Annotated in this window: 10 protein-coding genes; 1 reads left to right on the forward strand and 9 read right to left on the reverse strand. The window is 71.6% G+C overall.

Going from position 1 to position 11,808, the window contains the following annotated elements; genetic code table 11:
• The 9 genes from HII36_RS24795 to HII36_RS24835 form a co-directional block, all read right to left on the reverse strand.
• Nucleotides 1-434 (reverse strand): single-stranded DNA-binding protein (locus tag HII36_RS24795; protein WP_173525631.1); only part of this gene is annotated, 434 nt, incomplete at its 3' end.
• A 152-nt stretch (nt 435-586) separates the two neighbouring features.
• Complete coding sequence (locus HII36_RS24800) at nt 587-2,200, reverse strand: YfjP family GTPase (protein ID WP_236003838.1); 1,614 nt, start codon at nt 2,198-2,200, stop codon at nt 587-589.
• 5 nt (nt 2,201-2,205) lie between these two features.
• Entirely contained in the window at nt 2,206-4,389 is a 2,184-nt protein-coding gene (locus tag HII36_RS24805; protein WP_328807866.1) for a dynamin family protein, read from the reverse strand.
• Nucleotides 4,386-5,618 (reverse strand): uroporphyrinogen-III C-methyltransferase, encoded by a 1,233-nt coding sequence (gene cobA / locus HII36_RS24810; RefSeq protein ID WP_173525633.1) that lies wholly within the window; start codon nt 5,616-5,618, stop codon nt 4,386-4,388. The genes HII36_RS24805 and cobA overlap by 4 nt, the downstream gene beginning before the upstream one ends.
• 80 nt (nt 5,619-5,698) lie before the next feature.
• Nucleotides 5,699-6,712 carry an agmatinase gene (speB, locus tag HII36_RS24815; RefSeq protein ID WP_173525634.1) on the reverse strand — a complete coding sequence of 338 codons (1,014 nt, stop codon included), beginning with the start codon at nt 6,710-6,712 and terminating at the stop codon, nt 5,699-5,701.
• Nucleotides 6,713-6,748: 36 nt separating this feature from the next.
• Nucleotides 6,749-7,840: a nicotinate-nucleotide--dimethylbenzimidazole phosphoribosyltransferase gene (cobT, locus tag HII36_RS24820; RefSeq protein ID WP_173525635.1), complete on the reverse strand. Its 1,092-nt coding sequence runs from the start codon at nt 7,838-7,840 to the stop codon at nt 6,749-6,751.
• 132 nt (nt 7,841-7,972) lie between these two features.
• On the reverse strand, nt 7,973-8,818 hold the full coding sequence (locus tag HII36_RS24825) for a sirohydrochlorin chelatase (protein WP_173525636.1): 846 nt from the start codon (nt 8,816-8,818) through the stop codon (nt 7,973-7,975).
• A 69-nt stretch (nt 8,819-8,887) separates the two neighbouring features.
• Entirely contained in the window at nt 8,888-10,063 is a 1,176-nt protein-coding gene (locus HII36_RS24830) for a bifunctional cobalt-precorrin-7 (C(5))-methyltransferase/cobalt-precorrin-6B (C(15))-methyltransferase (protein ID WP_173525637.1), read from the reverse strand.
• A gap of 179 nt (nt 10,064-10,242) precedes the next feature.
• Complete coding sequence (locus HII36_RS24835; protein WP_173525638.1) at nt 10,243-11,322, reverse strand: GNAT family N-acetyltransferase; 1,080 nt, start codon at nt 11,320-11,322, stop codon at nt 10,243-10,245.
• Nucleotides 11,323-11,397: 75 nt separating this feature from the next.
• Between HII36_RS24835 and HII36_RS24840 the strand changes: the two genes are divergently transcribed.
• Nucleotides 11,398-11,805 (forward strand): DUF2795 domain-containing protein, encoded by a 408-nt coding sequence (locus tag HII36_RS24840; protein WP_173525639.1) that lies wholly within the window; start codon nt 11,398-11,400, stop codon nt 11,803-11,805.
• Nucleotides 11,806-11,808: the final 3 nt, after the last annotated feature.

An 11,808-nucleotide genomic window follows, 5' to 3' on the forward strand; every position in this document is an offset into this window, starting at 1 on the left:
CCCAGGGCCCAGTCCTGGGTTTCGGCGTCGAGGCGGTCGCGCATCTCCTTGCTCATCGCCACCCCGCCACCCGACCGCTCCGGCTTGGTGAAGACCCCCGTGCCCCACCGCAGGTCGTGGCCGACGGCGCTGGCCTCCACCTCGGGCATGAAGCGCCGGTCGCCCTCGGGGCCGAACTCGCGGATGCGGAGCCTGCCCGACACCACCACCGGCTGCCCCGTACGGACGGAATGGGCCACGTTGTCGGCCAGGGAACGCCAGCAACGCACCGTGAAGCAGACCTTCTCCCCCTCGGTCCACTGGCCGGTCTTCTTGTCGAAGTAGCGGTGGGTGGTCAGCACTCTGAGCGAGGTGACCTTGGTGCCGTCGTCGAAGCTGTATTGCCGCGGCTCCGAGGCGATGTTTCCGGTGAGCGTGATGTAGATGTCGTTCATCCCGTTGCCTCCCGTGCGGCGGGCCGGGTGCCCGCGATCTGGGAACACGGTGCCGCATCCGGTCCGCGCCGACGGCGGGCGAACGGGGTTCTGTGGACGACGGGCCGAGGGGCGCCGTCTCCTGTGGAAAACCTCCTGCGAACGGGCTGCGTTCAGCCGGACAAGTCGCGGATGGCGGTGTAGAAGGCGTAGTGGCGGCCGAGTTCGCGTTCGACCGGCTCGACGACCATCGACGCCGCCACCGTCGCGACCCGGCGCCGCATCTCCCGTTCCAGCCGCTCCCGCTCCCTGGACGCCCCCAGCTCGACGAAGTTCCTGGATGCGATCCCCGACAGCACCCCGAGCCCGAGCACGGAGGCCATCATGAGCCCGACCCAGGGCAGCGCCGCGCTGTCGCCGAGCAGTTGGAGTGCGGGCGGCAGCTGCCCGGGCATCGTCAGGCCGACCGCCAGCCAGACGAGTCCGGCGGCGAAGGCCAGCACGAGCACGTACTGCCATACCTTGAGCACCCGCCACCAGCCGGGCACCCGGTCGAGCTGCGGTGCGACCTCGGTGAGCTCCTCGGTCAGGGTCTTCGGCAACTGGCCGGCCCGCGATCTGGCCGCCTGGTGCACCGCGGTACGCCAGACCGGGTGCATCCCGGCCGACAGCCCGTCGGCGAGCGCCTGCACGGCGTTGGCCACCTCGGCCGACTGCGCGCTGACCGCGCCGGTGGTGATGCCGCGGATCTCGTCGCCCACGTCTTCCAGGCGGAGGCTTTTGAGCGGGTCCGTGCGGAACTTGGAGATCCACCGCGGGTACGGCCAGCCGACCCACTGCTGCGAGCGTTCGGCGTAGACGTTCTCCATGGCCTCGCCGACGGCCGGGACGCCCACCGCGTCGCACAGCGCGTCGGTCAGGCCCATCCTGCGGGCCTCGTCCACGGACGACGGCGCGAGCAGCGCCTCGCCCAGCGGCATGGTCTGGCCGAGCCGCTGCTCCAGCCGGTGCAGGTCGGCCTCCAGCTTCTGGATGGCGGCCCGGCGCTTGGAGACGGCGGTGGCGATGACGCTCTTGAGGCTCTCGATGCCGCGCCCGGTGACGGCGGACGTGGGCACCACGCTGGGGTGCTCGACGCCCTCGCGGCGCAGCAGGTCGTTGAGGTCGATGACCAGCTCGGCCAACTCTTCCGCGGTCAGCCTGTCGGCCTGGTTGAGCGCGAACACGGTGACCGCCTCGTGCCCGGCCAGCTCGGTGACGTAGCGGCGGTGCGTGGAGGCGTCGGCGTACTTCTGCGGGTCGAGCACCCACACCACGAGGTCGGCCAGGCCGATGAGCCGGTCGGCCTCGGTGTCAGTGAGCGCCCTGATCGAGTCGTGGTCGGGCAGGTCGAGCAGGATCAGTCCGTGCAGCTGGCTGTCGCCCTTGTCGAGGGCGCTGGCGCGCGAGAAGCGGTGGCGTCCTTGGATGTGCAGCCAGTCGAGCAGCGGCTGCGCGCCTTCCAGCCCCCACACGCAGGCGTGGGTACGTGCGGTGGTGGGCCTGCGCACGCCGGTCGGCGACAGTTCGAGCCCGGAGATCGCGTTGAACAGGGACGACTTGCCGCTGCCCGTGCCGCCCGCCAGAGCCACCACGGTGTGCTCGGACGACAGCTTGAGCCGGTCACCGGCGCGCAGCAGCAGCGCGTTGGCCTCGTTGAGCAGCTTCTCGTCGAGCCGCCCCGGGCCGAACTCCACGACCTTGGTGAGCGCTGACAGCCGCGGTGCGAGCCCGGGCCTGTGCATCATGGTGGTCATCGTGCGACCTCGAGGTTGTACGTGGCCTGGTAGAGGCGGGTCGCGACGGACTCGTCCGGGATGCCCGCTGAGTCGAGCGCTTGCACGTAACGCATGGATTCCTCGTCGAACAGCATGCCGATCCTGGCTCTCAGGTCACTGAGCGCCTTGGCTCCGATGGCCCGCAGCGACTCGGCGCCGAGCAGCGCGTTGACCAGCCGGTGCGGGACGCCTTCCGCCGTGCCCCCGCTGAACATCGCGACCATGAAGATCAGCGAAAGCGACTCGGGGTCGAACGACACCAGCTTGGACACCGAGCGCTTGGCCACACCCTCCGTGCGGACCAGCTCGCCGAGGTGCTCCTGCCAGGACGCGATGGCCCGGCCGGCGTGCCGCAGCAGGTGGTCTGAGGGACGTTCGAGCCCTTCGCCCAGCTTCGCGCCCACTTCGGAGCGGTGCCGCCAGCGCGCCACCACCTCCTCGGACGCCATCGTGGCCGCCGCCACGATCACGGACTCCAGGCCGGCGCGGATCGCCGCCTTGAAAGCCAGGATGCGTTCGGGGGTCTGCTTGGCCGCCTTGCCGCGTTTGCGTACTTGCAGCGTCCGCATGAGGTCGCCGGAGCCGGCGAAGTCCTGCCAGCGCGCGAGCGCCTCGCCCTGCAGCAGCGAACCGTTCTTGGACGCCCGGTCGACCTCGGCCAGCGCGCCCAGATAGGCGGCCTCCACGTCGTTGCGCAGCTCGGCGCGGAACGCGACCTGGCTCTCGAGGTGCTTGGCCAGCGCGGGGACCCGGGTGCGGAAGCTGTTGAGCACGCCGTTCAGCGTCTCTCGCACGGCCTGCGCCCGCCGCTCCTCGTCGACCGAGAGCTCGGCCAGCCACAGCCGCAGGTCGGTGACCTCGCTGTCGGGCAGCCTGCCGTCCTTGACCTCGGCCTCGTGGATGACGAACCGGTCGATCTCGCCCAGGCCGTATTCGGTCAGCATGCGGACGAAGTGCTTCAGCACCACCTCGCGCGACCTGGGCGGCACCCGCGACAAGACGATGGCGAGCCGCGCGCCGCGCTCCTTGGCCAGCCTGAGCAGGTTCCAGGCGGGGGCGTCGGCGTAGCGGGCGGCGGTGGTGACGAAAATCCACAGGTCGGCCGCGTCGAGCATGCGGTGCGCGATCTCGTGGTGCTCCTCGACGACCGAGTCGATGTCCGGGGTGTCGAGCAGCGCGACGCCCTGCGGCAGCTTCTCGGTGGCGAGCACGACCAGGCTGCGCCGGTCGGCGTCGGGCGAGGGCCGTTCGAGCCGTTCGAGGCCGCCGAGCAGTTCGCCTTCCGCGAACCACTTCTCGTCTTCCGGGTGGCAGACGAGGACGGGGATGCCCGTCGTCGGACGGCGCACGCCGGTACGCGAGACATTCTTCTCGGCCAGCGAGTTGACCAGCGTGGACTTGCCCGCGCCGGTGGAGCCGGCGACCACGATGAGCGCGGGAGCGGTGTTCATCCGCACCCGGGGCAGCACGTAGTCCTGCAGCTGGGCCAGCAGGTCGGACCGGGTTTGCCGGGCTTCGTCCGCGCCTGGGAGGTCGAGGCCGAAGCGCAGGTCGTAGACGCTTTCGCGGAGGGCGTCGAGCGCCGCCATCAGCGCCTGGGCGGCCTCGGCGGGCAGCTCCTCCTCAGCGGACGGAGCCTCAGCGGGCGATTCCGGCTGCTCCGACTCCTGCTCGGCCTCCTCCGCTTCCACTGATTCGGCTTCGGCTTCGGCGGAGGACATCTCGTCTTCGGAGCCGTCGGCATCCTCAGATTCCTCGGAGCCGTCGATGTCCTCGGCGTCTTCTGCGCCCTCGGAGTCCTCAGGCTCCTCCGCGACGTCTTCCACCTCGTCGGAGGGCTCCTCGGAGGGCTCGTCCGCAGCGGGTTCCTCCTCGGCCGGTTCCTCTTCCGACGGTTCCTCCCCGGAGGAGTCGTCGGACGCGGCCGGTTCAGGACCGTCGGCAGCCGCGTCCTCGCCGGTCACCGCATCCGCCTCATCCTCAGACCCGTCGGCATCCGCAGGCACGTCGGTGTCCACGGACTCGTCCGTGTCCGTCTCGGCGGCATGGTCGTCCTGGACCTCGTCCTTCTCGACCAGGTCCTCGTCGGTCACCGCGTGGAAGCTCAACGTCTGCTCCCCCAGGGACTCCTGCCGCCCATCATCCATGGCCGTGTTCACGGCAAGCGCTCCGCTCGAACCATCTCGACCTCCTGGCCGACCCTGACGACATCGCCGACGACGACGATCGCCGGTGGCCGTATCCCAGCCGCGGACACGCGGTCGGCCACGGTGGACAGCGAAGCGATGACCGCCCGCTGGGTCGGAAGGGTACCGTCCTGTACCACCATTACGGGAGTCTCCGGGGAACGTCCGTCTCGAAGCAGGGCTTCGGCCACCTTCGCCAGGCGTTCGACGGCCATCAGGAGCACGAGTGTGCCCTGCGACCGGGCCAGGCCGGGCCAGTCGACGGTCGATCGCGGATCGTCCGGCGCCACGTGCACGGATATGACGTGGAACTCCTGGCTGACGCCGCGGTGCGTCACCGGCACCCCGGCCACGGCCGGCACGGCGACGGCGCTGGTGATGCCGGGCACCACCAGCACGGGGATGCCCGCGTGAGCGCAGGCGATCATCTCTTCGCCGCCCCGTCCGAACACGAACGGGTCGCCGCCCTTGAGCCTGACCACGAACTTGCCCTGCCTGGCCCGGTCGACCAGCAGCTCGTTGATCGACTCCTGCGACAGCGACCTGCCGTACGGGACCTTGGCGGCGTCGATCAGCTCGACGTCGGGCGCGAGCTCGTCGAGCAGGGCGCGCGGCGCGAGGCGGTCGGCGATCACGACGTCGGCCTGGGCGAGGAGCTGACGGCCGCGCACGGTGATCAGCCCGGGGTCGCCGGGACCGCCGCCGACCAGGGCGACGCCGACCGGCTTGGTGCGGCTGCGGCGCGCGTCGACCGTGCCGTCGCGCAGCGCGCCGACGACGGCGTCGCGGATGCCGGCCGCCCGCCGCGGATCGCCGCCCGCGGTGACGGCCACGCTGATCTCGTCGACGCGGCCGGAGGCGGGGGTCCAGGCGGCGGAGGCGTCCTTGTCGTCGGCGCGCACGCACCAGACCCGCTTGGCCTCGGCCTCGGCGGCGACCGCGGTGTTGACCGACCTGTCGTCGGTGCAGGCCTGGACGAGCCAGGCGCCGTCGCAGTCGCCCACCTCGTACGGGCGGGCGTGCCAGGTGATCCGGCCGCTCGCGATCAGGTCGTCGAGCGCCGGGGTGACGGACGGGGACACGACGGTGACCTCCGCACCGGCCTCTAGCAGCGCGGGAACGCGCCGCTGGGCGACCCGGCCGCCGCCAACGACGAGGACCCGGCGGCCGGAAAGCCGCAGGCCGAGGAGGTAGGGACCCATGGGGGGATTCTCCCGTTCGCGAAGGTTTGTGTTACGAGGCAAACCTACCGGCTCTGAATGCGTCGTTTGCTGCGCATGAGTCAACGGCCGTCGAGCAGCGGCTGATGCGGATTCCAGCGAGGCCCGCCATTGGCGTCTTTGCGGCGTCTGGCCATCGCCGAGAGCGCCTCCAGGATAACCCGGTTCCCGAGGAACGCGGTGATGTCCGAGTGATCGTAGGGCGGCGCCACCTCGACGACCTCCATCCCGGCCACCGGCAGCTCGTAACAGATGCGCCGGACCGCGTCGAGCAGTTCCCTGGCGGACAGCCCGCCGGGCTCGGGGGTTCCGGTGCCCGGCGCGTGGCCGGGGTCGCAGACGTCGATGTCCACGGACAGGAAGATCTGGTCGCAGTCGTCGAGGGCGATCTCGAACGCCTCGGTCAGGCACTCCTCCAGGCCGCGCGCGACGATCTCGGTCATCTCGTACGAGCGCATGCGCTGCCGCGCCATCCAGCCGAGCGTCTCGGGCTCCGGCCAGTAGCCGCGCAGCCCGATCTGCAGGAACCTGTCTCCCCTGATCGCGCCGGACTCGATGAGCCTGCGCATCGGCTGGCCGTGCCCGTACAGGTGGCCGAAGGAGATGTTCCCGGTGTCGGCGTGCGCGTCGAAGTGGATCATCGAGGTGCGCCCCGGCGCGTACGCCCTGGCCGTGCCGCGCGCGTCGGGCAGCGCCACCGTGTGGTCGCCGCCGAGCACCACGGGCACCGCACCGGAGGCCGCGATGCGGTGCACGGCCTCCTCGATCGCGGCGATGGAGCCCTCCACGTCGCCCGAGTAGCACTCGACGTCGCCCGCGTCGAGCACGCGCAGGTCGCGCAGCCCGTCCACGCGCAGCGCGAGGCTGGGCCTGGAGCCGTCGTGGGGCAGGTAGCAGGCCTGGCGCAGGGCCATCGGGCCGAACCTGGCGCCGGGACGGTTGCTGGTGCCGCCGTCGAACGGCGCACCGACGATCACGACGTCGGCGCCCTCGAAGCCGGCCGGGTCAGCCAGGTCGCACCTGTCGACGCCGAGGAAGGTGATGTCGGGGCCGAACATCGCGCCGTATCGGGACACGTTCCACCTCACGCACTGGTTTCCGTGTCCCCATCATCACACGGGCTTTTCCGTCACTCCCGCCGAATCGAACGTGGCCACGTCGTGCATCACGCGTACGGCCGAGCACACCAGCGGATGCGCGAGCAGGCCGCCGGTGCCCTCGCCCAGCCGCAGTTCCAGCTCCACCAGGGGCCGCAGCCCGAGATGCGCCAGCGCGGCGGTGTGCCCGGGCTCGGCGGAGCGGTGCCCGGCCACGCAGTGGTCGACGGCGGCCGGGTCGAGCGCGGCGGCCACCAGCGCGGCGGCGCCGGCGATCACGCCGTCGAGGATGACCGGCACGCGGGCGGCCGCGCCGCCCAGGATGAATCCGGCGATCGCGGCGTGCTCGAAGCCGCCCACGGCGGCCAGCGCGCGCAGCGCCTCGCTCGGCCGCGACTCCGTCTCAGGAAGTCCGCCCCCGTCCCCGGGCAGTCCGTTGACGCGCAGTGCCGCGCGGACGACGGCGACCTTGTGCGCGTGCGTGTCGTCGTCGATGCCGGTGCCCCTGCCCGTCACCTCGGCCGCGTCTCTGCCGGTGAAGGCCGAGATCAGGGCGGCGGACGCGGTGGTGTTCGCGATGCCCATGTCGCCGGTGATCAGGCAGCGCGCCCCGTCCGCGACCAGGCGTTCGGCCACGGCGATCCCGGCTTCGAGCGCTCTGACCGCCTGGTCGACGGTCATCGCCGGGCCCTGGCTCAGGTCTGCGGTGGCGTACCCGATCTTGTGGTTGAGCAGGCCGGGCGCGTCGGGCAGGTCGGCGGCGACGCCGACGTCGACGACCGTCACCGAGGCGCCGGTCTGGGCCGCGAAGGCGTTGGCGACCGCGCCGCCGGCCAGGAAGTTGGCGACCATCTGCACCGTGACCTCCTGCGGCCACGGGCTCACGCCCTGGGCGTGCACGCCGTGGTCGGCGGCGAAGATCGCTAGGGCCGCGGGGGCCGGCATCGGCGGCGGGCTGACGCCTGCCGCGCCCGCGAGGCGCACCGCGACCTCCTCCAGCGCGCCGAGCGAGCCGCGCGGCTTGGTGAGGCGATCCTGGTGCGCGCGGGCGTCTGCGAGCGCCTGGGCGTCGGCTGGGCGGATGGCGGCGAGCGTCTCGGCGAGCACGGACGTACCTCCAGACTGCGGGGGGACAGGTCAGGGACGAACCGGACCGCTTCCTCGTTGCGGACAGGTCAAGGGACGGCGCTTCCTCGTGGCGGACGGGTCAAGGGACGGCGCTTCCTCGTGGCGGACGGGTCAGGGGACGAGCTGCAGCGCTTCCTCGTAGCGGTCGATCACGACGTCGGCCAGGATCTCGCAGTCGCCGATCACCTCGGCGCAGCGGATGTCGAGCTCGGGGTGCCCGGCGCCGTAAGCGAGCGCCTGCGCCCACACGCGCTCCAGCATCCCGCCCGCGAACAGCAGGTACGGCACCACGATCACGCGCTTGGCGCCCAGCCGGCGGCAGCGTTCGAGCCCGCCGGGCACGCCGGGCGGGGTGACCGACACGAACGCCGTCTCGACGGTCATGTAGTCGTAGGCGTGCGTCTCCCAGAACAACCGCGAGACCCGGTGGATCTCGGCGTTGGCGGTCGCGTCCGTGGAACCCTCACCGACCAGCACCACCGCGGTCTCGCCCGGCTCGATGTGCCTGGGCGGCTCCTCGACCGGCAGCGAGTCGACCGAGCGCAGCCTGGGCCTGGCACCGACCAGTTCCAGGTGGCGCGGCTTGACGATCTCGGTGGCGGCCTCGTTCAGCCGCTCGGCCAGCAGCGCGAGCACGCGCGGGTCGGGGCCGAGCGGGCGGCCGTAGTCGTACATGAGGGTGGGGTGGCGCTGCTGTTCGAGCGCCATGGCGGCGGGGAACTCCTCGCCGACCCTGCTGAGGCTGAGCGGCAGCGCGACCAGGCGGTGGTGTCCCCTGGCGACCAGGGAGGCCACCGAGTCGCTCAGGCGCGGCGTGGCACGCTCCAGGTAGCCGCCCGACACGTCGGCGGCGGTGCGCTCCAGGCGGCAGCGGAGTCTGTGCACGAATCTGCCGAACTCCGCGGCATAGGCGTCATCGTTCGAGCCCTGCCCGATCAGCAGGAGCGGCGGCTTCATCGAGGGTGTCTCCGGTGCGTTAGACAAAAGTCACGCGAGGATAACCGATGTGCGGCGGTACGGAACAGGTCACCCTGCGTGCATGGGCGTCGCGTGGACCACGAAAACCGGGTCTGAAGCGGTCAAACGGTGCGATCCGTCGGGGTTGACGATCAGCTTCGACGCCAGAATCTGGGTGCCTTCGCCGTGGTATCCCTGCTCGCGCAGCCGGTCGAGCACCGACGGCACCTGCTCGACGTTCCTGAGCGCGCAGACGAGCGTTCTCGGACGGCGGGCTGCGCAGGCCATGACCACGTCGGCGCCGCCACCGCCGACGAAGACCGCGTCGGGGTCGGGCAGCGGTTCGAGCGCGGGCGGCGCCTGGCCGCGGGTGAGCGCGACCTTGACGCCGTGGTCGAGCACGCGGGCGCGCAGCCGGGCGCAGGACGCCTCGTCGCGCTCCACGGCCACCACGGCCGCGCCCATGCGCGCGCACTCCACGGCGATCTCGCCGGCGCCCGCGCCGACGTCCCAGACCAGGTCGCCGAGCCGGGGACCCAGCTTGGCCAGCACGAACGCCCTGACCTCCGGCGGCAGCCCGGTCGGCGACGGCAGCGCCCACTCCGGCGGCCCCGGCTGGGCGCCCGCCACCCAGCCGGGCTCTTTGGCCTGGTGAAGCGGGTCGAGGACGAGCACCACGTCCGGGTCCTTCCACGGCCTGGTCGTGGCCTCGCCCATGCGGCTGTGCGTGACCCGTTCATCGGGACCGCCGAGATCCTCGCAGACGATGAGCGCGCGGGGCGTGGTCGGCGCCAGCTCCCTGGCGATCTCGCCGGGGCCCACGCCGGGCGCGACCACCAGCGCCACCTTGGGGTGCGCGCGGCAGGCGTTGACGACGCGGTTGAGCTGGCGCGGGCCGGACGGTGCGACGACGAGCGCGTCCTCCCAGTTGAGCCCGGCACAACCGAAAGCGCGCGTGACCAGCGACGTCGCGGGCAGCACGTCCGGTTTGATGCCGTGCGCGCGTAACGTGCGGACCACTCCGAAGAAGCCCGGATCACCCTCGGCGATCACGACGGCTGGGCCTTCGCCGTGTTCGAGGTGGTCGTCGAGGGCCTGCAGCAGGGCGCCGTCCGCCGCGACCTGCGCGGTCAGCTTGAGCCGCCCGAGAAGCGCGTCGGGGCCGACGACCAGCCGCGCTTCGTGCAGCCGGTCGACCGCTCTGGCCGACAGCTCTGATCCGTCCCACCCGACAACCGTGATCATCGTCCGCTCACCGTCCTCACTCACCAGGGTGACGGGTGCGGGGTGGTTTCACAAAGGGTTCGAAGGTCAGGACGGCGTGCCCTCCGGGCCTTCGGGTGAGATCGGCGGGGCGCCCGGGTGAGGTCGGCAGGGTCCTTAGCGGAGATCGGCGGGGCTCCTGAGCGAGATCGGCCGGGTCCTCAGCTGAGGTCGGCGGGGATGAGGCTGTAGACGACGACGTCCTCGCCGCCGAGCGCGGCCCTGGCCACGCCTTCGCGGACGAATCCGGCCTTCTCCGCGACCCGCTGCGAAGCCAGGTTGGCGACCGACGCTCTGAGCTGGAGGCGGCGGAAGCCCTGCGCGCCGAACAGCCAGCGGACGACCTCGGCCAGGGCCTCGCCCGCGTAGCCGTTCCCCCTGGCCCAGGGGGCGGTCATGTAGCCGATCTCGGCTGTCCCACTGGTCCAGTCGAGGTCGCGCAGGTCCACGTTCGAGACGTAACGTCCGCTGGTGAGCTCTTCGACGGCCCAGGCCAGGCCCGCGCCCCTCGTCCTGGTGTGTTCCGAGCCGGCGATGAACGCCCGCGCGTTCTCCTCGGTGTAGCCGCTCGGTATGCCCGTGAGCGCCTGGGTCAGCGGGTCGGCGGCGGTCGCCGCCAGGTCGGCGGCGTCCGATTCCGCGTACGGCCGCAGCAGCAGCCGCTCGGTGCGCAGCTCCGTCCTGGGCAGTGCGGGACCCGGGTCGCCGCTGTCGCCGCGCAGCCGGCCGAAGACGACCAGGTCGTGCGGCCCGTCCGGCTCCAGGACCGCGGCCCGCAGCACGCCTTCCCAGGTGAAGCCGGACTTCTGCGCCACGCGGAGCGAGGGCAGGTTGTCCAGGTTTGCGGTCAGGTCGACCCGGCGCAGGTCGGTGGTGGCGAACACCTGCTCCACCAGTCCGCGCACGGCTTCGGTGGCGAATCCGCGGCCGCGGTACAGCGGGTGCACGCCGTAGCCGACCTCGGTGGTGCCGGCCGTCCAGGAGGTCTTGAACAGGCTGATGGCGCCAAGGATGAGCCCGTCCGCGTCGGTCATGGCCAGATGGATGCCCTGACCGGATCGGCGAAGTTCGTGCACCCCGTCGGAGAGCCACTGGGCGACGCCCGAGGCGCGGGCGGGAGCGCCGGGAGGAAGGAACGCGACCCCGGATTTCACGACGGATCGGACGCGATCGGCATCACCGGTGCCGAACGGGCGCAGGACGAGCCGCCGGGTGGCGATCGTCACGTCAGGTGCGAACACGTCGGCAGGGTACACGTTCGCGATGTTTGCCCACGAAAGCGGGGGTAGGGGCGCAATTGAGAGGAGTGACGAACCATGGAACGTGGGAGTGACAAGCACGGTCCTCGGCTGGACGACCAGCAGAAGCACGAAACGGAGGGCATGGTTCGCGGCGGCGGCACCACGCATGCCGAGGAGTGGAAGGAACCGGAGGCCATGCCGGTTCCCGGCGAGGAGACGGCGTCGTCCTACCCCCCTGGACACGAGCCCGGCACGCCCGAGGGCATCACGCAGCGCGGTGTCGATATCCGCAGCGAACTGGCCAAATGGCTCAGCGACGCACACTGGCCCGCGACCAAGGACGAACTTCTCCAGCATGCGGAGAACATGGACGCGCCTGACGAGATCGCGGACATGGTGAGCTCCCTGCCCGATCGGAGCTACATCAACGTGGCCGAGGTCGCCAAGACCCTCGGGCTCGGTGTGGAGAAGCGGAGGTGGTGACCG

This window comes from Nonomuraea antri (assembly GCF_013283785.1).
GTDB classification, from domain to species: Bacteria; Actinomycetota; Actinomycetes; order Streptosporangiales; family Streptosporangiaceae; genus Nonomuraea; species Nonomuraea antri.

Coding starts and splice junctions, on each gene's coding strand:
- HII36_RS24800 (WP_236003838.1), bottom strand. CDS start 2,200: ATGATGCACAGGCCCGGGCTCGCACCGCGGCTGTCAGCGCTCACCAAG.
- cobA (WP_173525633.1), bottom strand. CDS start 5,618: ATGGGTCCCTACCTCCTCGGCCTGCGGCTTTCCGGCCGCCGGGTCCTC.
- HII36_RS24825 (WP_173525636.1), bottom strand. CDS start 8,818: ATGAAGCCGCCGCTCCTGCTGATCGGGCAGGGCTCGAACGATGACGCC.
- HII36_RS24830 (WP_173525637.1), bottom strand. CDS start 10,063: ATGATCACGGTTGTCGGGTGGGACGGATCAGAGCTGTCGGCCAGAGCG.
- HII36_RS24840 (WP_173525639.1), top strand. CDS start 11,398: ATGGAACGTGGGAGTGACAAGCACGGTCCTCGGCTGGACGACCAGCAG.